This is a genomic window from Fructilactobacillus sp. YLN 2412 (assembly GCF_059488745.1).
The window spans coordinates 729,502-750,819 of record NZ_CM183165.1 but is presented as its reverse complement, the minus strand read 5'-3'; the positions used below and the strand labels follow the sequence as shown (position 1 = coordinate 750,819).

Here is a 21,318-nt window from a genome sequence, read left to right as displayed (position 1 = left end):
CCAGAATCTTTTTTTATTGGAATTGAAGGTATTGATGACAAAAAATGAATTAAGACGAATTGTTTTAGAGAAATTAAAAAATAAAAAAATTACTCCTTCAATGTTTTTAAAGATGTATCAAAATGTTTTTGATACATCAGAGTGGGAAAATGCTAAAGTGATAGCTCTAACTCTTAATACCGAGAATGAAATCCCAACTTATCCTCTGATTTTCAAAGCTTTATCCGAAGGAAAGCTAATTGTAATTCCAAAAACTTTCAAAAATAAAAAGATGATTTTTTATAGACTGACCACTAAGACTAAATTAAAAAAATCTAAATTTGGAATTTGGGAACCAATTAATGGAACTGAAATAACTAAGGATAAGATTGATTTAATGTTTATTCCTGGAGTTGCTTTTTGTATTACAACGGGGCAGCGAGTTGGATATGGTGGGGGATATTTTGATTGTTATCTACAAAACTATTTTGGAAACACTATCTCTTTAGTACAAAAAGAGCAGATTTTTGATGATATGCAATGGAATTCAGAAAAATTTGATATTCCTGTGCAAAAAATATTGGTGGGAGAATGATTGTGTTTAAAAAGTTAATAAAACAATATTCAAAATATCCAATAGTAACTTGGCTATTATTAGCAATTATGGTTATTAATTTCATTTTTATGACATTTTCGGGAGGATCTACTAATCCAAGTGTTTTATTGAGATTCGGTGCTGAATCAAATATTTTAATTCAGCAAGGTGAATGGTGGAGATTGATAACTCCAATTTTTGTTCATATTGGATATCAACATTTAATCATTGATGGAATTTCAATTTATTTTGTAGGTAAGATTTTAGAAAATATTTTTGGACATATCCGTTATCTAATTATTTTTATGGTTTCTGGATTTTTTGGAAATTTAATGAGTTTTGCGTTTGAAAATAGTTTGTCTGCTGGAAGTAGCACTTCTTTGTTTGGATTGTTTGGTTCATTTTTAATGTTAGCTTGTGTAATGAAAAATAATGAATTTATTACTCAAACTGCTAAAACTTTTTTATTATTAATAATAATTAATTTGATTTTTGATATTTTTTCGCCGGGAATTAATATATATGGTCACATTGGTGGCTTAATAGGTGGATTTATGATAAGTTTCGTAGTTGGAATCAAAGGATTTAATAATTTAAACAAAAAATGTAGTTTTCTTTATGCAAACGCTTTAATTATTGGTATAATTATCTTGTGTTATATTGGCATAGTCCGTTAACACAGATGAGTAAAATGACTCAGGGTGATAATACTTATGGAAACATTATATGATGTACAAAAGCTGTTAAAAAAATTCGGGATTTATGTCTATATTGGCAAACGTATTTGGGACATAGAAGTGATGGCATTAGAGCTTGATCATCTTAGAGAAGCTCAGTTAGTTTCAGACAAAGAATTTTTAGCTGCTAAACTAGTGTTAACCCGAGAACATCGAATTGAAGAAAATAAGTTAAAAGAAAATAATGAAACTGGAGGTCTTTAGTATGTCAAAAAATTTAATTGGAATTGATTTAGGTGGAACAACAACTAAGATGGCTTTTTTAAACGAAGAAGGAGAAGTTTTAGATAAATGGAGAATTTTGACTGATATTAGTGATAATGGAGGTCATATTGTTGAAAACATTGTTAAATCAATTAGCAAACACATTGAAGATTCAGGAAAAACAACAAGTGATTTTATTGGAATCGGCATGGGGACTCCTGGTGCTGTTAATAGAGAAAATGGAACTGTTACAGAGGCTTATAATTTAGGTTGGAAGACAGTACAACCAATTCGTGAAAAAATCCAAGAAGGTTTAGGGCTGCCTTTTGAAATTGATAATGATGCTAATGTTGCTTCATTAGGTGAATATTGGAAAGGCGCTGGTAGTAGTGAAGACGATGTTGTATTTGTTACCTTAGGTACTGGTGTTGGAGGCGGCGTTATCGCTAACGGTAAATTATTGCATGGTGTTAATGGTGGAGCCGGTGAAATCGGCCATATTGCTGTACAACCAAATGGATATTTATGTACATGTGGTAAAAAAGGGTGTCTTGAAACATATGCTTCTGCTACGGGAATCGTCCGAGTTGCTGGAGATATGGCAAAGGATTTTAACGGTACTTCAAGATTAGCTGAATTAGAACAGACTGATGAAAAGATTACTTCAAAGTTAATCTTTTACTTAGCTGATAATGGTGATATTTTGGCTAACCAAGTGGTTGATAAGGTTTGTTTTTATCTAGGTCTCGCATTATCTGATATTGGTAATACTCTTAATCCGGCTAGCATCATTATTGGTGGCGGTGTATCAAACGCTGGAAACACATTATTACAACCTACAACTAAATATTTCCAACAAAATGCTTTTACTTCAGTTCGAGATTCAACTAAAATCAAACTTGCTGAATTAGGTAATGATGCTGGTGTTATTGGTGCTGCTTCTATGGCATTACAATTTAGATAAAACAATATAATTGGAGTGGATATAAGTGGTTATTGGAACCAGTTTGTTAGAATCAATTACACTTTCTTTAGTGATAATTGCAGTTTTAGTTGGTATTTGGTCGATTATTCGATACTATAATATTTTCCTAGCAAAAAAATATGTTAAATTTCTTTCTGAGCCTGAATTTAAAAATGGAATGCGAAAGGCTCAAATTGTTGATTTAAGAGAATCAAATAATTTTAAAGATGGTCATATTCTTGGAGCTAGAAATATGCCATATTCGACATTTAAAAGCTTTTATACAGATTTGAGACCTGACTTACCAGTTTATTTATATGATCAAAATAAAGCTCTTAGTATGAGAGCTGCTAAATTGCTTCATAAACATGGATTTAAAAACATTTCAATTTTAGATGAAGGTTATCAAAAATGGGATGGTAAAGTTAAAAAAGAGTAAAAAAAATAAGAACTCATTTGAGTTCTTATTTTTTTACTTAATTAACCTAAATGTGATGATCCAGATTTTCTCATTGATTTTTTACGGTTTTCGTCAGCCTTTTGTTCTTGTGATTCAATTGGTTCAACGACAGCTTTCTTAAAAGATAATAAAACACCAGCTGTAATTCCAATCATTGTTGCAACTCCAGTTGCGAAACCTTTTCCAAATTTGTGCATAATTAGCCTCCTTTGTTATTACTTGTCTATTATGCTTTATTTAAGTTAATATATCCAGTAACAAAACTTATATTCAGTTAGGAAATTAATGAATGAAAAAAATTTTAGTAGTTGTTGGACCAACAGCGGTAGGTAAAAGTAATTTAGCAATTAAGTTAGCACAAAAATTTAATGGGGAAATAATTTCTGGTGATTCAATGCAGGTTTATCGAAATCTTGACATTGGTACCGCAAAAGTTTTAAGCTCTGAACGTGAAGGAATTAAACATTATTTAATTAATGTTATAGATGTAAATCAACAGTATGGAGTTTCTGAATTTGTAAAAGATGCTAAACCTCTAATAAATTCTATTACTGCAGCTGGTCATTTGCCTATAATAGCAGGGGGAACAGGCTACTATATTCAGGCACTGATTAATGGGCTTAATCTGGGAGGAAAAAACAGTTCAAACCATAAAATCAAAAATGATTTAGAAAAAAAATTAACTGAAGTTGGAAAAGTTAATTTGTGGAATGAGTTAAAGAGAATAGATTATAAGTCGGCTGAAAAAATATCACCAGAGAATTCACGTCGAGTGATTAGAGCTTTAGAAGTTTATCAAACGACTGGCAAAAAATTTTCTGAACAAGAAAATGGAGATTTGCAATATGATGCTTTGTTAATCGGCTTAAATTGTGATCGAAAATTACTATATAAGCGAATTAATTTAAGAGTTGATAAAATGGTAAAAAGTGGATTATTAGAAGAAAATGATTGGTTATATTCTCATGGTGGGATCAATAATCCTGCTAGCAAGGCGATTGGTTATCGCGAGTTTAATGACTATTTTTCTGGAGAATGTAATTTAGATCAAACTATTGAACAAATAAAGTTGGATTCACGTCATTATGCGAAACGCCAACTAACTTGGTTTAGAAACAAAATGAAGGTTAATTGGTTTAACTTAGTGGAGCATCCTGAAGAAATAAATAATATTAATAAATTAGTACAAGACTGGAGAAAAAATGAATTTACCTGAAATGAGTTCTAAAGCAATTAATTTATATCGTCAAATTGACGCAAAAAAGCAAAATATTTGGCAATCCAATAAACATATAACTAGTGCCTTAGTGGCGTTAGATATCCATTTGAGTGATTTAGCTAAAATTACTGGATTGGATGTAATTGAGTTAAAAACTGTATCTCAAAGTGATCATCAAGAAAAGTTAGACCACTATTTACTAGTATTACAAGACTTTTTACTATTAGCTAATTTATTAAACTGGAGTGATACTTTGGATGTTCCTGATGAATTTTTTAATAAATTATCAGCATTAAAAAAAGATAATCAAATTATGATTCTTTATTTATCTTTGAAAAATATGCTTTTAAAAAGTTACTATGAAAAAAATAAAACTTATTTAAAACATGCTTGGACGTTATTTTTAAAATGGGGAATTGTTGATTTAGGTTTTAAAACTAGCGAAATTAGTAATGAATTTTTTAATAAAATTCAAGAAGAATTAAATCAAACTTTGAATTAAAATATATTTTAATTTGTTATTGACTTATTAATCAAAATTAAATATAATTATAAATGTTGCATTGGTTATGTCGCAGTAGCCCAGCTGGATAGAGCAACGGTCTTCTAAACCGTAGGTCGAGCGTTCGAATCGCTCCTGCGACATTGAAAAAAGAAACCTTTTTAATTTTTAAGAAGGTTTCTTTTTTATTTGACTTATACAGTTTTATTAGATATACTTTTATTGTTGTACTTGTGGACTTCCACAGCTACAACCGCACAGTGTAAGTTATAAGTTCTTAAAAGACACTTATCTCTGGCGAGTCTAAGCATATATTAAGAGGAGGTGCATTGAAATGTACGCAATTATTGAAACAGGTGGCAAACAATACAAAGTTACTGAAGGTGAATCAATTTTCGTTGAAAAATTAGATGGAGACCAAGGTGACAAAGTAACATTTGATCAAGTTGTTTTTGTTGGTGGCGACACTCCTAAAGTTGGAACTCCTTTAATTGATGGAGCTTCAGTTGAAGGTTCCGTTGAAAAACAAGGTAAAAACAAAAAGATTACTATTTTTAGATACAAGCCTAAAAAGGGTGCTCGTTCTAAAAAAGGACATCGCCAACCATATACTAAGGTAAAAATTGAAAAGATTAATGCATAGTTATTATGATTAAAGCTAAATTTGATTATAAAAATCAGACTATGACTGGATTTGAATTGTCTGGTCATGCTGATTCCGGTGATTATGGACATGATATCGTTTGTGCAGCTGTTTCCGCTTTGTCGATTACAACAGTTAATGGATTATCACAAGTCGCTAACATTATTCCATTAGTTGATCAAGATAGTAAGAATGGTGGTTATCTTGCAATCACACTTCGAGAAGAAGATTTAACTAATGTTATTGCACAGGCTTTGTTAAAAAGTTTTAAAAACGGTATTAGTGATGTTGCTAGTCAATATAATGATTATGTACAAATTAAATAAACTTAAACAAGTATGGAGGTGTATTGCATATGCTTAAAATGGATTTACAATTCTTCTCTCACCATAAAACTGGTGGTTCGTCATCTAATGGTCGTGATTCTGCAGGTCGTCGCTTAGGAACAAAAGCTGCTGATGGTTCTTCAGTTACTGCTGGTTCAATTATTTACAGACAACGTGGAACTCATATCTATCCTGGAAAAAACGTTAAACGTGGTTCAGATGATACTTTATTCGCATTGGTTGATGGAGTCGTTCGTTTCGAACGTTTAGGTAGAGACAAACGTCAAGTTTCTGTTTATACAGAAGCTGAAACTGCAAATAAGTAAATAAAATTTGAGGCTTGCTTAACGTGGGTCTCTTTTTTTATTTTTTATTAGCTGTTTTACTTGATTTGAAACTGTTAAGATTGATATTATTACTGTTAATTAATAGGAGGCTTTATTATGGCTATTTCTACTGCAAAATTTAAAACTGGATTAACAATCGAAGTTGATAACGCTATTTGGAAGATTTTAGATTTTCAACATGTTAAACCGGGCAAAGGTGGAGCATTTGTTAGAACTAAACTAAAAAATTTAAGAACTGGTGCTGTACAAGAAAAAACCTTCCGTTCCGGTGCAAAAATGGAAAAAGCTGAAATTAATACAATGAAAATGCAATATTTGTATGATGACGGTAATGGATTGGTATTTATGGATACTGACACATATGAACAACTTACAATTCCTCGTGAAGCAGCTAAGGAAGCAATGAAGTACATGCAACCTAATATGGAAGTTCAAATTATGCAATATAAAGGTGAAACAATTGGAATTGATATTCCTAAAACAGTTACCCTTGAAGTTGCTGAAACTGAACCAGGAATTAAGGGAGATACAGCTTCAGGAGGATCAAAACCAGCTACGATGTCAACTGGCGTAACTTTACAAGTTCCGTTCTTTGTTAACCAAGGAGACAAAATAGTTGTTAATACCACCGACGGAACCTATATTTCACGTGAAAAATAGATAGAATCTTAATTTATTTTGAGTTGGAGGTTATAAGATGGCAGCAGCTGAACAATTTATTACATTAAATATTAAAAAAGATGATTTAGGTAAAATAAAGGTTTCACCTCGAGTGATTGAAGTTATTGCTGGAATTGCTACTATTGACGTTGAAGGTGTCAATAGAATGCGTGGAAATTTCTCTTCAAGTGTTAAAGGTTTATTTGGGAAAAAAGAACGTAGTAAGGGTGTAAAACTTCTTTTTGATGAAAATAATAAACTCGATGTTGATGTTTATGTGTATCTAGATTATGGTGTTTCTGTGCCTAAAGTAGCCTTACAGATTCAGGATCAAGTTAGACAACAATTACTTTTCATGACAGATCTTCATGTTGGAGCTGTAAATGTTCATGTAGAAGGCATTGTACCTGAAAAGACTCCTAAAGTAGATACAGATAGTTTATTTGATAATGATGGAGAAGACATTGAAAATTAATAGACATCAAATAAGAGAGTTGGCATTTCAAACTCTCTTTGCAATGGATAGTAATGAAAACGTTACTCCTGAAGCATTTTTTGATTATTTAACTGAAGATAAGATTGAAACCGTTCCTAGTTATTATAATGAACTTGTGAATGGCGTAAGAAATCATGAATCTGAAATTAATCAAAAAATTCAGGATAACTTAGATAATAAATGGAGTCTGAAACGACTAAATAAGTCTGATTTAGTGATATTGCAGTTAGCAGTTTATGAGATAGATTTTGTTGAGCAGGTTCCTGCCAAAGTTGCAATTAATGAAGCATTAGAGTTAACCAAAAAATATAGTGATAATAAATCGACTAATTTTATTAATGCCGTTTTAGATAAGATTATGAAATAGAACCTAATAAAGGGTTCTTTTTTTATATCAATTTTTAGGTTTGTTAATTGGTGGTATGCTAAACTAATATTAACAATAGCAGAAGTAGGAGATATTAAATGGTTGAAATAATTGACGGTAAAAAAGAGGCGAAACATCTAAATGAGATAACTAAACAGCATATTGAAAAATTAGCCAAAAAAGGAGTTATTCCGGGGATTGCAGTTATCATTGTAGGTCATAATCAGGCTAGTGAACGTTATGTTCGCATGAAAGATAAGAAGGCTCAGTCTTTAGGACTTTATTCGATAATGAAACATTTTGACAATGATATCAGTGAAGCAGATTTAATAAGAGCAATTAATGAATTAAATTCTGATTCTAAAATTAATGGAATTTTAGTTCAATCACCGTTACCTAGTCATATCAATGAACAAAATATTATTCAATCGATTGATCCTAAAAAAGATGTAGATGGATTTCATCCATTGAATATTGGAAAATTATTTTTGAATCTTAATGAACAATTTCCCGTAGCTTGTACTCCTAAAGGTATTATGACTTTATTAGCTGCATATCATGTTAATTTGGATGGTGCAAATGTAGTGGTCGTGGGAAGAAGCTCAATTGTTGGTAAACCACTTTTGGCTTTATTGTTAAATGCTAATGCAAGTGTGACATGTTTACATAGTCACAGTGAAAATATTGCTTTGCATACTAAAAAAGCTGATTTAGTTATTTCAGCAGTTGGAAATGCTAATACTTTAAACGATAGTCATTTCAAGCCAGGTGCTTATGTAATCGATGCAGGACAAAATTTAGATACAAATGGAAAACTCGTTGGCGATGTAAGTTATGATGAGAATTCAAAAAACATTGGATTTATTACTCCGGTTCCAGGAGGAGTTGGTCCAATGACGATTGCAACTTTAATGCAACAAACAGTTGAAATGTGTGAATGGAGCCGGGTAGAATGAAACGAGATTATTTAACCGTAACGGCATTAAATCAATATATTAATCAAAAATTTGATAAAGATCCTTATTTAAATCAGGTTTACTTGACTGGAGAATTATCAAATTGGAGAAAACGTCCGGGACACCAATATTTTAGTGTTAAAGATGATAAATCTGTTATTAGTGCAGTAATGTGGAAAGGTCAATTTGGAAAGATTAAATTTGAACCTGAAGAAGGTATGAAAGTTCTTATAACTGGTAGGGTTTCTACATTTGCACGAAGCGGACAATATCAAATATATGTTGATTCAATGGAACCAGATGGGGTAGGAAATCTTTATGTTGCTTATGAACAATTAAAAAAGAAGTTATATGATGAAGGCTTATTTGATCAAGAACATAAACATGTTATTCCTAAATATCCAAAACGAATTGCGGTTGTCACATCTCAAAGTGGAGCTGTAATTCGTGATATTATTGATGCAGTCAGGAAAAGAGATCCTAAAATTCAAGTTGTGCTCTTTCCAGCCGCAGTTCAAGGAGAAAATGCGTCAAAAGAAATTGTGAACCAAATCAAAAAAGTTAATGAATTTGGTGGGTTTGACACTATGATTATTGGTCGTGGTGGTGGATCAATTGAGGATCTTTGGCCTTTTAATGAGGAAGAAGTAGCAAGAGCGATTTATGAGAGTGATGTTCCCATTATTTCATCAGTTGGACATCAGACCGACAATACAATTGCTGATTTTGTTGCTGACATTAGGGCATCTACTCCTACACAAGCTGGGGTAATTGCCTCTCCAGTTTTAAATGATGTGATTGAAAGAATACGAAATAATCAAAACGCGTTGGAAAATGCAATTGCTAATATTATTAAAATGAAACAACAACAACTTACGCAACAACTTAATAGTTATATATTTAAACATCCAGAGCGTTTGTATGAGTCGTATATGCAACAAAAAGATATATTAACTGAAAAGTTATTTAACGAATTTTCAAAAATTATTAATACTAATAAAAATGAACTTCAATTATTGGTTGGTAAGCTAAAAAGTATTTCTCCACATAACCTGGTACAATCAAATTTAAAACAGTTAGAATATTTATTTGAAACTATGCAACGAGAAATACAAAATATTTTGTCACAAAAAAATGAATTGTTGGTTTCAAAAGTTGCAGCACTTGACCATTTAAGTCCATTGAAAATTATGGCTCGCGGTTATAGTTTAGTAAAAAATAAAAATGGTAAATTGATTAAATCTGTTTCAGATGTTAAAAACGATGAAGAATTAAAAATCGAATTTAAAGACGGAAATGTGAAAGCTAATGTCACAGAAATAAATTCAAAAAAGGATGATTAATATGGCAGAAAAAAAAGCAACTTTTGAAGAAAATATGGATAAGTTAAATGAAATTGTTCAAGAATTACAAGGTGGAAATGTTCCGCTTGAAAAAGCTTTGTCTGAATTTCAAAATGGAGTTAAATTAAGTCAAGAAATGCAAAAAACATTACAAAATGCTGATAAAACATTAGCTAAAATGGTAAATTCTGATGGAGATGAAGTTCCTTTTACACGTGACAAAGGATATGAAGAATTAAAACAACAGAAGTTAGATGAAACCGAAGATGGAGCTGCTCCTTTTTAAATGGAAAATAATAAATTAATTTTAAAAAAATTTAAAAATCAATATATCCCTAAAATTGATGAATATCTAAAAAATAACATTCAACAGCTTACCGAAGTAAAAACATTAGAACAAGCAATGAGTTATTCTTTACTAGCTGGTGGCAAAAGGTTACGTCCGTTATTAACATTAGCAACGTTACAGGCATTTGCTTATCCGATTGATGATTCGATCATTAAATTAAGTTCTGCTGTTGAATTAGTGCATACATATTCTTTAATTCATGATGATCTTCCTGCAATGGACAATAGTGATTATCGAAGGGGTCGACTATCCAATCATAAAAAATTTGGTGATGACATTGCAATTTTGGCAGGTGATGGACTATTAACGTTAGCTTTTCAATGGATAGCTGAAAGTAACCTTAGTGCTGAAAAACGAATTAAGTTGGTTAATTTATTATCTAGAGCTGCTGGACCAGATGGGATGGTAGCAGGACAAGTAATTGATGTATCTTCTGATGATTTTCAGCTTGATTTAAATCAATTAATGAATTTAGATCAAAAAAAGACCGGTGAATTATTTCATTATTGTATTATGGCAGGTGCTATTATTGCTGATGTTAATCAAGCAGATCAAGATGGTTTATCAAAATTTGCTTGGAATTTTGGATTAGCCTTCCAGATTTATGATGATATATTAGATCATCCAACGACAGAAATGGATGAAGATGCTAATAAAAATACTTATGTTAATCTTTTAGGAAAAAAAGGTGCACAACAAAAATTACGCATTACTGTTGAAGATGGAAAAAAGGCTTTAGACGAAGTGAATAACTGTCAATTCGTTGATTTATTAGTTTCATTTTTTTCATACTTTGAGATATAGGATAAGGTTAAAATGACAAAAGAAAAAGAAAGAATTGACGTCTTATTAGTCAAACAAGGACTTTTCGATAGTCGAGAACAAGCCAAACGAGCTGTAATGGCAGGAGAAATTTTAGGAAAAAACGAACAACGTTTAGATAAACCAGGCATAAAAATTCCGATTGATACTGAACTTCACTTAAAAGGAAAAGCAATGCCATATGTTAGTCGGGGTGGGTTAAAGCTTGCTAAAGCATTAAAGAGTTTTGCAATCCCCGTTAAAGGGAAAATTGTCTTGGATATTGGTTCTTCTACAGGTGGATTTACTGATGTAATGTTACAAAATGGAGCTAAATTAAGTTACGCGTTAGATGTTGGGACTAATCAGTTAGTTTGGAAGCTTCGAAATGACCCAAGAGTTAAAGTGATGGAAAACACTAATTTTAGGTATAGTAAGCCAGATGATTTTACATTTGGGTTACCGGAATTTGCTTCAATCGATGTATCATTTATCTCTCTTCATTTAATTTTGCCTGCGTTAAAAAACATTTTAAAACCAAATGGTGAAGTTGTTGCTTTAATCAAGCCACAATTTGAAGCTGGTCGAGAAAATGTTGGAAAACATGGAATTGTAAGAGATCGTAAGGTGCATCACCAAGTAATTGAAAAGGTGATTAATTTTGCACTTGAATCTGGTTTTTCTGTATTAAACTTAGATTTCTCACCGATTAAAGGTGGGGAAGGAAATGTTGAATTTTTGATTCATTTAAAATCGACAGATAATCCTCAGACACAAAATAATATTTTAGTTGATGCAGTCCAAGATCAAGCATACAATGCTTTAAATAGTTGATAGTTAGAAGGTGATGTTTTGTTAAAAGAAATATCAATCAAAAATTTTGCAATTATTGAACGTTTATCAGTTAATTTTGAAACTGGAATGACAGTTTTAACTGGGGAAACTGGTGCCGGAAAATCGATTATAATTGATGCAGTTGGATTGTTAGCCGGTGGACGTGGATCTCAACATTTTATTCGAACTGGAGCAAATAAATCAGTTTTACAAGGATTATTTCAAGTTCCAAAAGGTGGATTAACTGAACAGAAACTTGACGAGTACGGGATTGATCATAGTGATGATAATGTAATTTTACAACGTGAATTATATCGAAACGGACGTAATATTTGTCGGATCAATGGAATGTTAGTAAACACTAATACTTTAAAACAAGTTGGAGAAACTTTAGTTGATATTTATGGGCAAAATGAACATCAACTTTTAATGCAAAGTGATCAACATTTACATTTGTTGGATGAATTTGTTGGTAATGAAATCAAACCTGTTTTACAAAAATATCAGTCCCAATATGCAAAGTATTTAAAATTAAAAAAACAATTAGAAAATAAGAATCAAAATGAAAAAGAGTGGGCTCAAAGATTGGATATGCTTAAGTATCAAGTGGATGAAATTGGAAAAGCTGAACTAACAAATGGCGAAGAAGAAGAATTGATTTCAGAAAAAGGTCGTCTTAATAATTTCCAAACTATTAATGAAAATCTTAGTAAAGGTTTAAATGATATCGAAGGTAATGAAACTGTTAGTCCACTTGATATGATTGGTGAAGCAATGAGTTCTATCGAAGATATTGAACGACTTGATAATGATTTCAAGAAAATTTCTGAGAATATTAAAGGTGCTTATTATATGCTTCAGGATGCCACTGGAGAAATATCAAATCAGTTAGATTCTTTAGAATTTGATGAAAATCGATTAAATGAAGTTCAAGGACGTTTAAATACTATTTTTGAATTAAAACATAAATATGGAGATTCAATCGCTCAAATTTTACAATATTTTGAAAAAATTTCTCACGAATTACATGAAATGGAAATTGAAGAAAATACTGGAAATGATTTAGAAAAAAATTTAGATGATTGTGTTTTTCAATTAAATAAATTAGGTGAAAAATTAAAAAGTATTCGTCATGCTGGGGCACAAAAACTAAAAAAAGAAATTCAGCAACAGTTAGCCGATTTATATATGGATAAAACAGAATTTGAAGTTCGTTTTAACAGTTTACCTAAAGATACTTTTAATCGTTCTGGCATTGAAAATATTGAGTTTTATATCCGTACTAATCCTGGAGAATCAATGCAGCCACTTTCAAAAATAGCATCTGGAGGAGAGTTATCTAGAATTATGTTAGCTTTGAAAACTATTTTTTCTAAACTTCAAGGGATAACTTCAATTATTTTCGATGAAGTTGATACTGGAGTTTCTGGGCGAGTGGCACAATCAATTGCAGATAAAATTCATGGAATAAGCATTCAATCGCAGGCCTTATGTATTACACATCTGCCACAGGTTGCGGCTATGGCAGATCATCAGTATTATATTTCTAAACATATCGACAAAGAACATCGAACAGAAACTACTATCAAATTAATTAAAGGTGAATCCCGAGTAAATGAACTTGCTAGAATGTTAGCAGGAACTACGGTTACAAAATTAACTTTGGAGCATGCTCAAGAATTATTAAAATTGGCTGACAAAGAAAAAGAAACCAATGTGTAAATCAATGATAATTGCTATTGATTATCGTTTATAAAAAAGTCATAATACTTGTAACTAATAATAAATAATGAGGAGCGATTTAATTGGCAAAAAGAGGGATGCTAATTGTGCTTTCTGGTCCATCTGGTGTTGGTAAAGGAACGGTTAGAAAAGCATTATTTGAAGATCCAACAGTAGATTTTAACTATTCAATTTCAATGACTACGCGTCAACCTCGTGATGGTGAGAAAAACGGTGTTGATTATTTTTTCGTAAATAAAACAGAATTTGAAGAGCATATAAAAAATGGAGAAATGTTAGAATATGCTAAATATGTTGACAATTATTATGGAACACCATTAAAATATGTTAACGATCAACTTAATGCTGGACATGATGTATTTTTAGAAATTGAAGTCAATGGTGCTTTACAAGTTCGTGCCAACTGTCCTGATGGTGTTTTTATTTTCTTGACCCCGCCTGATATTAAAGAATTACGTAATCGATTAGTGGGGCGTGGAACTGATGATACTGAAATTATTAATAAACGGATTCAAAAAGCTTCAAAAGAAATTCGAATGATGCAGAATTATGACTATGCCGTTGTTAATGATACAATTGATAATGCTGTTTCTCAGATTAAAGATATTGTAAAAAGTGAAAGATTAAAAGTAAAAAGAGTTATGCCTGATTATTTAACTAGTTTAGGAGATGATATTTAATGCTTTATCCATCAATTGACAAATTGCTAGAGATTGTTGATTCACGTTATTCTTTAGTAATGCTTGCAAGTAAAAGAGCCGAAGAATTAGATCAAGGTGCCACACCGATGTTGTCACATTACAAAAATTCAAAATCAGTTGGAATGGCACTTGAAGAAATTGCTGCAGGTGTTCTTAAAATTGAACCAGGCAGTTAAATTATATTGTTTGACCACTATGCCAAAGTGCATGGTGGTCTTTTTATTAATTAGATGATGAACTAATGTATAATTAATATTGTATTAAGTAACTTGGAGGAAAAGATGAACGGTAAAAAAATTGTTTTATATGTAACTGGGAGTATAGCTGCCTATAAAGCAGTTTATTTAATGCGAATTTTACAAAAAAAAGGTGCAGAAGTTAGAGTTGTTATGACCACATTTGCAACAAAATTTGTATCAAAGATGACTTTTCAAACCCTTTCCAAACACAAAGTTTATGATGATGAAAGCTATTTTATTGCAGCGGGAGTTGCACATATTGAATTAGCACAATGGGCTGACATTTCAATTGTGGCTCCAGCAACGGCCAATTTTATTTCTAAAGCTGCAAATGGGATTGCTGATAATTTTGCTCAAACTACATTTTTAGCAACCCCTAGTTTAAAAATAATAGTTCCTGCTATGAATGACATCATGTTAAAAAATGATGCTACTCAAAAAAATATTGCAACTTTACAAAAAAATGGTGTTAAGGTCGTAGATTCCGATGTTGGGATGTTAGCTGAAGGTTATTCTGCCAAAGGAAGAATGCCTGATCCTGAAAATATTGTTAATCATATAATTGCTAACATATCACATGAAAATAAATTAAAAAATCTCAATTTTCTAGTGACAGCTGGAGGAACTAGAGAGCAAATTGATCCAGTTCGGTTTATTTCGAACCGTTCTTCTGGAAAAATGGGATATGCAATTGCTAAAGCTGCTCGTAATCAAGGTGCTAATGTTACGTTAATTAGTGCTAATTCTAATTTACCTGATCCTGCGGGTATGAAGATAATAAAAGTTAGTTCAGTAGACGAGTTACAGGAAGAAATACTGACTGAATTTAAAAAGAATAATGTATTAATAATGGCAGCGGCTGTGAGTGATTTTAAACCTAAAAAAATTGCCAAACAAAAAATTAAAAAAAATGATGATGAAAATAGCATTAGTTTGGTTTTAGAAAAAACTACTGATATTTTAAAAGAAATTAGTAAGCTAAAAACAAATAATCAATATGTAGTTGGATTTGCTGCTGAAACTCAAAATCCAGAAAAAAATGCCAGGATTAAATTAAAAAATAAAAATTTGAACTTGATTGTTTTAAACGATGTTTCTAATCCGAAAATTGGATTTAATAGTGATTTAAATCAAGTTACGTTTATTTCTGATAATGGTTTTAAAAAAACTACGGCGGTCGAATCAAAAGATAAAATTGCAGCCGAATTAATAAATATTATAGTTACAACTTTTAAAAACTAAGATTGGAGGATAATATGAATGTCGCAGATGTGATTGTTGATGTTCCTACAATGCAAACAAACACGCCATATTCATATTTAATTCCTAACGATTTAAAAGGACGCTTAGAAATTGGAATGAGAGTGGTAGTTCCGTTTGGTAATGGAAATCGAAAAGTTGAGGGATTTGTAGTTGGAATTGGTGAGCTTGCACAAGATAAAACTGCCACTTTGAAAAGTATTTCTAGCATCATGGATTTAAGTCCAGTTTTAAATAATGAATTAATCAAACTTTCAAGTTGGATGGCAAAAAAAACTTATTCATTTCAAATTAGTTGTCTTTTAACTATGTTACCAAGTGTTATGAAAGCTAAGTACAGTAGTACGGTTGAATTAATCGGTGAAATTGGTGATAAGAGCTTAGCTAATCGATTTGAAGAACAAAAGATTATTCCATTTGATGAGGACCATTTTTCAAAAGCCGAAATGGCAAAATTATCTGATCTAAAAAAAAGTAATCAAATTAAAGTTACCTATCATGTACAAAATAAGGCTAAACCTAAAACGGAATTGGCCATTTTAAATCAAATAACAGATTTTGCTGAAGTTTCTCAAGATATTTCGCCAAAGGCCACTGCACAAATAAAATTATTAAAATTATTACAAAAATTTCCCAACCAGCCCTTAATACAAAGAAAAATTGTAAATCAAAATGCTATTTCAATCAGTGCTATCAATAATTTTGTAAAAAAAGGATTTATTAAAAAAATTAGAGTGGAAAAATATCGAAATCCTTATAAAAATCAAATTATTTTGGATAAACCCAAAAAACTCAATGCTGATCAACAAATTGCGGTAAATAAAATCGATGAAGCAATTGAGCAACATCATGATAAAGTTTTTTTGTTAGAGGGAGTCACTGGGTCAGGTAAGACGGAAGTATATTTACAAACAATTCAACATGCCATAAATGATAAACGACAGGCTTTAATGTTAGTTCCAGAAATTGCACTTACACCGCAAATGGTAGGGAGGGTAAAAAATAGATTTGGTTCTCAAGTAGCTATTATTCATAGTGGACTTTCAAATGGGGAAAAATATGACGAATGGCGTCGAATTAATCAAGGAGAAGCAAAAGTAGTAGTAGGTGCTCGTTCAGCTATTTTTGCCCCATTAAAAAACATTGGGTTAATAATTTTAGATGAAGAACATGATGCTAGTTACAAACAAGGTGACAATCCTCGCTATCACACCAGAGATATTGCAATTTGGAGAGCTGCCTACCATAATTGTCCTGTCGTACTTGGTAGTGCAACTCCATCTTTAGAATCACGAGCAAGGGCCGAAAAGAATGTGTATGATTTAATCTTACTACCTAACCGAATTAATCAACAAAGTTTGCCCCAGGTAGCTATTGTAGATATGACACAAGAAATTGAAAAAAATGGCGATATTTTTTCGACAGAATTATTAAATGACGTTAAACAAACGATTAATCAAGACAATCAGGTGGTTTTAATGTTAAACCGTCGTGGATTTTCGTCATTTATGTTATGTCGAGATTGTGGTCACGTTTTAATGTGTCCTAATTGTGATATTTCCCTTACAATGCATTTAGATTCTCGTACTATGAAATGTCATTATTGTGGTTTTGAAGAAGCGATTCCAAACATATGTCCAGTTTGTCATAGTAAAAATATTCGTTATTTTGGGACTGGAACTGAAAAAGCTCAACAACAGTTAGAAAAATTAATTCCCGAAGCTAAAATATTACGGATGGACGTTGATACAACCAAACGTAAAGGATCACATGAAAAGATTTTACGGAAATTTGGTAATCATGAAGCTAATGTTTTATTAGGGACACAAATGATTGCTAAAGGACTTGATTTCCCAGATGTTACATTAGTTGGGGTTTTAAATGCTGATACTGGTCTTGACCTACCTGATTTTCGGGCCAGCGAAAGAACATTTGATTTATTGACACAAGTTTCTGGACGAGCAGGTCGTTCTGAAAAAAAAGGAAAAGTTATCATTCAAACTTTTAATCCTGATAATTATGCAGTTAAACTAGCAAGCACGCAAAATTATGAAAAATTCTTTGAAAAAGAGATGGAACTTCGTCATTTAGCAGATTATTCCCCATATTATTTTACAATTAAAGTGACTATTAGTTCATTGTCTGAACATCAGGCAGCTAGAGAAGCTTATCAAGTATCTAATTATTTAAAAGGAAATTTAGAAAAATCGACAATTATTTTAGGACCTACTCCTAAACCAATTGCACGTGTTAAAAGCCGATATTATTATCAAATCATTATCAAATATAAGCGTGATCAGAATCTAGATCAGACCTTGAAACATGTGCAACAGGTTTCGCAAAAAGAAATCAGGAAAGGTCTTCGAATTGCAATTGATCCAGAACCAGTTAACTTTATGTAGGAGGAATAACTTGAAAAAGATTGTTTTTATGGGAACGCCATCTTTTAGCGTTCCAATTTTAAAAGCCTTGAATGAAAAATATGATATTTTGGCAGTGGTTACCCAACCAGACCGTCCGGTTGGAAGAAAAAAGAAAATTAGTGCATCTCCAGTAAAACAAGCAGCTACTGATTTAAACTTGAAAATTCTTCAACCAGAAAAATTAAGCGGCAGTGAAGAAATGCAATCCGTAATTGAGATGCAACCTGATTTTATTATCACAGCAGCTTATGGACAATTTTTGCCAACTAAATTATTAAATGCTGCTAAGATTGCCGCGGTAAATGTTCACGGTTCATTATTACCGAAGTACCGTGGTGGTGCACCTGTTCAATATGCCATTATGAATGGTGATAAAGAAACAGGGATTACAATTATGTATATGGTCAAAGCGATGGATGCCGGTGATATAATTGCTCAACAGGCAGTTGCAATTACTGAAACTGATGATACAGAAACCATGTTTAATAAATTAAGTATTGTTGGACGTGATTTATTAATAGATACCCTGCCTAAAATTGCTTCCAATGAAATTGATCCGATTAAGCAAGATGAATCTCAAGTAATTTTTTCTCCAACAATTAAACGTTCTGAAGAAAAACTTGATTTTAATCAGACATCTTTTGCAATTGATTGTAAAGTAAGGGCTTTAAGGCCAGATCCAACTGCCTATGCATATGTTGCTGGAAAACGCTTTAAATTTTGGGATACGGATGTAGTTAATAAGGAAACCTCACTTGATCCAGGACAAATAGTATATAAAGATAAGCACACGTTACAACTGGCTGCGGGAGATCGGACAGTTATACAGATTAATGAAATTCAGCCTGCAGGTAAACCCAAAAAAACAATTACTGATTTCTTGAATGGTAAACAGAATATAAAAATAGGAGATCAATTTATTGATGAAAAATAATACTAGTAATCCTCGATATTTGGCTGTAAAAACTTTGGAACGTGTTTCTAATGGTGCATATTCCAATTTACAAATTAATAATGTGATTGATTCAACTAATATGAATGAAAAAGATGTTCGACTGTTTACAACAATTGTTTATGGAGTTATTCAGCATCGTTTAACTTTTGAATACTATATTCAAAAGATGGTAAAGCATCCTGACAAATTAAAATCATGGGTTAAAGAATTGTTATATACTGCTATTTATCAAATGGTATATCTTGATAAAGTTCCTAATCGTGCAATTTTTGATGAATCAATTGAAATCGCTAAAACAAGAGGACATGACGGAATTCGAAGACTAGTAACAGGTGTTTTGCATAAAATTAATCGCGATGGTCTTCCTAGTTTAGATGATATAAAAGATAAAACACAATATTTATCTATTAAATTTAGTGTCCCAGTTTGGATCATTGAACAACTGAATAATCAATTAGGTAACGAAAAAACTGAAATGATTTTAGAATCAGTTAATGAACCTGCTAATCAGTCTTTACGAACTAACATTAAAAAAAGTAATCCTTCTTCTTTAACTAAATTATTAGAAGAAGAAGGATTTGAAGTTCAACCAAGTAAGGTAGCTGCCGATGCCTTAGTTGTTTCAAATGGTAACGCTGCACATACTGATTTATTTAAAGATGGACTTTTTACAATTCAAGATGAGAGTGCAATGTTACCCGTTCAATCAATGTTAATTAACGGCGATGATTATATTTTGGATGCTTGTGCTGCTCCTGGTGGAAAAACTACTCAAATAGCAGAATATCTTACTACGGGAAAAGTTGAAGCGTTGGATTTACACGAAAATAAATTAAATCTAATTAAAAAAAATGCCGAGAGAATGGGAGTTGCTAATCAAATTGAGGTTCATGCATGTGATTCTCGTAAATTAGATAAATTATTTGATGATGAAATCTTTGATAAGATTCTAGTTGATGCACCTTGTACTGGGATGGGATTAATTCGTAGAAAACCGGAAATTCGTTATGATAAATCAATTAAAGATGTTGAAATTTTAAGCAAGATTCAATCACAAATTTTAGACTCTGTTGCATCTAAGCTGAAAGTTGGCGGTCAATTAGTGTTCAGTACTTGTTCAATTCTTGATCAGGAAAATTCAAATAATGTAACAAAATTTTTAAATGAACATCATAATTTTGAACCAATTAGGGTAAAAACTAAAATGAATTTGAAGTCAGATCGTCCAGAAGATTATTTAAAGATATTCCCTGACGATTATGGTTCTGATGGTTTTTTTATTTCAGGCTTTAAAAGGATTAAATAGGTGGATAATGTGCGTGAAGGTAAAATTTATCAATCATTAAGTGGCTTTTATGATGTTTATTCAGACAACAAAATTTTTCGAACCAGGGCTCGAGGAAATTTCCGTAAACGTCAAATAAAACCGTTAGTTGGTGATAAGGTTAAGTTTGATATTACTAATCAAAACGAAGGATATATTTTAGAAATTATGCCTAGGTTTAACGTGTTAGTTCGTCCACCAATCTCTAATACTAATCAAGCAATTGTTGTTGTATCAGCTGTTCAACCAGATTTTTCTGCAAGATTGCTTGATAAAGAATTAGTAGCTTTAGAACAAGAAAAAATTGAACCCTTAATTTTTTTTACAAAAACTGATTTGTTAGATGAAAGACAATTAGTAAATTTCAAAAGAATTGCGACTGACTATGAGCAAAAAGTTGGCTACAAAGTGATATTACCAACCGTTGCTGATCATCAATTGGAAAAAGTATTTAATTCTTTAAAAGGGAAACAAACCGTTGTTTTAGGTCAAACAGGGGCAGGGAAATCCACTTTATTAAATAAAATTGATTCAAATTTAAATTTAGAAACAGGGGCAGTTTCAAAGTCGCTTAGTCGAGGAAAACATACTACTCGAAAAGTATCATTGTTAACTATTAACAACGGGTTAGTTGCTGATACTCCTGGATTTTCTACCTTTGACGCCCATGATCTTAAAGCTAATGAATTAAAAAATTATTATCCGGATTTTGAAAGGGTTTCTGATAATTGTAAATTTAGAGAATGCTTGCATATTAATGAACCCGGTTGTGCAGTGAAAACAGGTGTGAAAAATGGTACAATTCTAGCTAGTAGGTATGAAAACTACCTAAAACAATATGAGATTGTTAAAAATCAAAAACCAACTTATAACAAAAAAAGGGGAAAATAA

The 21,318-nt window shown here is 31.6% G+C and carries 27 protein-coding genes, 1 tRNA gene and 1 other annotated feature; of the genes, 27 read left to right on the top strand and 1 reads right to left on the bottom strand.

Going from position 1 to position 21,318, the window contains the following annotated elements; genetic code table 11:
- The first annotated feature begins 34 nt into the window (after positions 1 to 34).
- The 5 genes from AC0GLR_RS03650 to AC0GLR_RS03630 are packed head-to-tail and all read left to right on the top strand — an operon-like array spanning position 35 to position 2,918.
- Complete coding sequence (locus AC0GLR_RS03650; protein ID WP_495604140.1) at positions 35 to 574, top strand: 5-formyltetrahydrofolate cyclo-ligase; 540 nt, start codon at positions 35 to 37, stop codon at positions 572 to 574.
- A gap of 2 nt (positions 575 to 576) precedes the next feature.
- On the top strand, positions 577 to 1,251 hold the full coding sequence (locus AC0GLR_RS03645) for a rhomboid family intramembrane serine protease (RefSeq protein ID WP_495604139.1): 675 nt from the start codon (positions 577 to 579) through the stop codon (positions 1,249 to 1,251).
- Between the two features lie 36 nt (positions 1,252 to 1,287).
- Positions 1,288 to 1,515, top strand: coding sequence for a YqgQ family protein (locus tag AC0GLR_RS03640; protein WP_495604138.1), 228 nt, complete (start codon positions 1,288 to 1,290; stop codon positions 1,513 to 1,515).
- 1 nt (position 1,516) lies between these two features.
- Entirely contained in the window at positions 1,517 to 2,479 is a 963-nt protein-coding gene (locus tag AC0GLR_RS03635; protein WP_495604137.1) for an ROK family glucokinase, read from the top strand.
- Positions 2,480 to 2,504: 25 nt separating this feature from the next.
- Positions 2,505 to 2,918: a rhodanese-like domain-containing protein gene (locus AC0GLR_RS03630; RefSeq protein ID WP_495604136.1), complete on the top strand. Its 414-nt coding sequence runs from the start codon at positions 2,505 to 2,507 to the stop codon at positions 2,916 to 2,918.
- A gap of 41 nt (positions 2,919 to 2,959) precedes the next feature.
- Here AC0GLR_RS03630 and AC0GLR_RS03625 read toward each other — a convergent pair whose 3' ends face one another.
- On the bottom strand, positions 2,960 to 3,136 hold the full coding sequence (locus tag AC0GLR_RS03625; RefSeq protein WP_065866225.1) for a DUF3042 family protein: 177 nt from the start codon (positions 3,134 to 3,136) through the stop codon (positions 2,960 to 2,962).
- Between the two features lie 92 nt (positions 3,137 to 3,228).
- Here AC0GLR_RS03625 and miaA point away from each other — a divergent pair, with 92 nt between their 5' ends.
- The 22 genes from miaA to rsgA all read left to right on the top strand — a co-directional run bounded on the left by miaA (position 3,229) and on the right by rsgA (position 21,318).
- A complete protein-coding gene (miaA, locus tag AC0GLR_RS03620) occupies positions 3,229 to 4,155 on the top strand; it encodes a tRNA (adenosine(37)-N6)-dimethylallyltransferase MiaA (RefSeq protein WP_495604135.1) in 927 nt (308 codons plus the stop codon).
- Positions 4,142 to 4,660, top strand: coding sequence for a hypothetical protein (locus AC0GLR_RS03615; RefSeq protein WP_495604134.1), 519 nt, complete (start codon positions 4,142 to 4,144; stop codon positions 4,658 to 4,660). The genes miaA and AC0GLR_RS03615 overlap by 14 nt, the downstream gene beginning before the upstream one ends.
- 69 nt (positions 4,661 to 4,729) lie before the next feature.
- Positions 4,730 to 4,803, top strand: a tRNA-Arg gene (locus AC0GLR_RS03610).
- A 98-nt stretch (positions 4,804 to 4,901) separates the two neighbouring features.
- Positions 4,902 to 4,975: a sequence feature (ribosomal protein L21 leader region), on the top strand.
- A gap of 19 nt (positions 4,976 to 4,994) precedes the next feature.
- Positions 4,995 to 5,303 (top strand): 50S ribosomal protein L21, encoded by a 309-nt coding sequence (rplU, locus tag AC0GLR_RS03605; protein ID WP_495604133.1) that lies wholly within the window; start codon positions 4,995 to 4,997, stop codon positions 5,301 to 5,303.
- Positions 5,304 to 5,308: 5 nt separating this feature from the next.
- A complete protein-coding gene (locus AC0GLR_RS03600) occupies positions 5,309 to 5,629 on the top strand; it encodes a ribosomal-processing cysteine protease Prp (RefSeq protein WP_495604132.1) in 321 nt (106 codons plus the stop codon).
- A 29-nt stretch (positions 5,630 to 5,658) separates the two neighbouring features.
- Positions 5,659 to 5,955: a 50S ribosomal protein L27 gene (gene rpmA / locus AC0GLR_RS03595; RefSeq protein ID WP_054646224.1), complete on the top strand. Its 297-nt coding sequence runs from the start codon at positions 5,659 to 5,661 to the stop codon at positions 5,953 to 5,955.
- 117 nt (positions 5,956 to 6,072) lie between these two features.
- The gene (gene efp, locus AC0GLR_RS03590) at positions 6,073 to 6,636 is read left to right on the top strand and encodes an elongation factor P (RefSeq protein ID WP_495604131.1); all 564 of its coding nucleotides are present in this window, start codon (positions 6,073 to 6,075) and stop codon (positions 6,634 to 6,636) included.
- A 37-nt stretch (positions 6,637 to 6,673) separates the two neighbouring features.
- On the top strand, positions 6,674 to 7,111 hold the full coding sequence (locus AC0GLR_RS03585; protein WP_495604130.1) for an Asp23/Gls24 family envelope stress response protein: 438 nt from the start codon (positions 6,674 to 6,676) through the stop codon (positions 7,109 to 7,111).
- Positions 7,101 to 7,499, top strand: coding sequence for a transcription antitermination factor NusB (gene nusB / locus AC0GLR_RS03580; protein WP_495604129.1), 399 nt, complete (start codon positions 7,101 to 7,103; stop codon positions 7,497 to 7,499). The genes AC0GLR_RS03585 and nusB overlap by 11 nt, the downstream gene beginning before the upstream one ends.
- A 98-nt stretch (positions 7,500 to 7,597) precedes the next feature.
- Positions 7,598 to 8,455 carry a bifunctional 5,10-methylenetetrahydrofolate dehydrogenase/5,10-methenyltetrahydrofolate cyclohydrolase gene (locus AC0GLR_RS03575; RefSeq protein WP_495604128.1) on the top strand — a complete coding sequence of 286 codons (858 nt, stop codon included), beginning with the start codon at positions 7,598 to 7,600 and terminating at the stop codon, positions 8,453 to 8,455.
- Positions 8,452 to 9,798, top strand: a complete 1,347-nt coding sequence (gene xseA / locus AC0GLR_RS03570) for an exodeoxyribonuclease VII large subunit (protein ID WP_495604127.1) — start codon at positions 8,452 to 8,454, stop codon at positions 9,796 to 9,798. Before AC0GLR_RS03575 ends, xseA begins: the two co-directional genes overlap by 4 nt.
- A gap of 1 nt (position 9,799) precedes the next feature.
- Positions 9,800 to 10,084: an exodeoxyribonuclease VII small subunit gene (locus tag AC0GLR_RS03565; protein WP_495604126.1), complete on the top strand. Its 285-nt coding sequence runs from the start codon at positions 9,800 to 9,802 to the stop codon at positions 10,082 to 10,084.
- On the top strand, positions 10,085 to 10,951 hold the full coding sequence (locus tag AC0GLR_RS03560) for a polyprenyl synthetase family protein (RefSeq protein WP_495604125.1): 867 nt from the start codon (positions 10,085 to 10,087) through the stop codon (positions 10,949 to 10,951).
- A 12-nt stretch (positions 10,952 to 10,963) separates the two neighbouring features.
- Positions 10,964 to 11,782 carry a TlyA family RNA methyltransferase gene (locus AC0GLR_RS03555; protein ID WP_495604124.1) on the top strand — a complete coding sequence of 273 codons (819 nt, stop codon included), beginning with the start codon at positions 10,964 to 10,966 and terminating at the stop codon, positions 11,780 to 11,782.
- Positions 11,783 to 11,800: 18 nt separating this feature from the next.
- Positions 11,801 to 13,504 carry a DNA repair protein RecN gene (gene recN, locus AC0GLR_RS03550; RefSeq protein WP_495604123.1) on the top strand — a complete coding sequence of 568 codons (1,704 nt, stop codon included), beginning with the start codon at positions 11,801 to 11,803 and terminating at the stop codon, positions 13,502 to 13,504.
- 83 nt (positions 13,505 to 13,587) lie between these two features.
- Positions 13,588 to 14,205 carry a guanylate kinase gene (gene gmk, locus AC0GLR_RS03545; protein ID WP_495604122.1) on the top strand — a complete coding sequence of 206 codons (618 nt, stop codon included), beginning with the start codon at positions 13,588 to 13,590 and terminating at the stop codon, positions 14,203 to 14,205.
- Positions 14,205 to 14,402 carry a DNA-directed RNA polymerase subunit omega gene (rpoZ, locus tag AC0GLR_RS03540; protein ID WP_495604121.1) on the top strand — a complete coding sequence of 66 codons (198 nt, stop codon included), beginning with the start codon at positions 14,205 to 14,207 and terminating at the stop codon, positions 14,400 to 14,402. Before gmk ends, rpoZ begins: the two co-directional genes overlap by 1 nt.
- Before the next feature lie 105 nt (positions 14,403 to 14,507).
- Positions 14,508 to 15,707: a bifunctional phosphopantothenoylcysteine decarboxylase/phosphopantothenate--cysteine ligase CoaBC gene (coaBC, locus tag AC0GLR_RS03535; protein WP_495604120.1), complete on the top strand. Its 1,200-nt coding sequence runs from the start codon at positions 14,508 to 14,510 to the stop codon at positions 15,705 to 15,707.
- 14 nt (positions 15,708 to 15,721) lie between these two features.
- On the top strand, positions 15,722 to 18,127 hold the full coding sequence (gene priA / locus AC0GLR_RS03530) for a primosomal protein N' (RefSeq protein ID WP_495605385.1): 2,406 nt from the start codon (positions 15,722 to 15,724) through the stop codon (positions 18,125 to 18,127).
- A gap of 10 nt (positions 18,128 to 18,137) precedes the next feature.
- The gene (fmt, locus tag AC0GLR_RS03525) at positions 18,138 to 19,082 is read left to right on the top strand and encodes a methionyl-tRNA formyltransferase (RefSeq protein ID WP_495605384.1); all 945 of its coding nucleotides are present in this window, start codon (positions 18,138 to 18,140) and stop codon (positions 19,080 to 19,082) included.
- Positions 19,072 to 20,409: a 16S rRNA (cytosine(967)-C(5))-methyltransferase RsmB gene (gene rsmB / locus AC0GLR_RS03520; protein ID WP_495605415.1), complete on the top strand. Its 1,338-nt coding sequence runs from the start codon at positions 19,072 to 19,074 to the stop codon at positions 20,407 to 20,409. The genes fmt and rsmB overlap by 11 nt, the downstream gene beginning before the upstream one ends.
- Before the next feature lie 9 nt (positions 20,410 to 20,418).
- Positions 20,419 to 21,318 carry a ribosome small subunit-dependent GTPase A gene (gene rsgA, locus AC0GLR_RS03515; protein ID WP_495605414.1) on the top strand — a complete coding sequence of 300 codons (900 nt, stop codon included), beginning with the start codon at positions 20,419 to 20,421 and terminating at the stop codon, positions 21,316 to 21,318.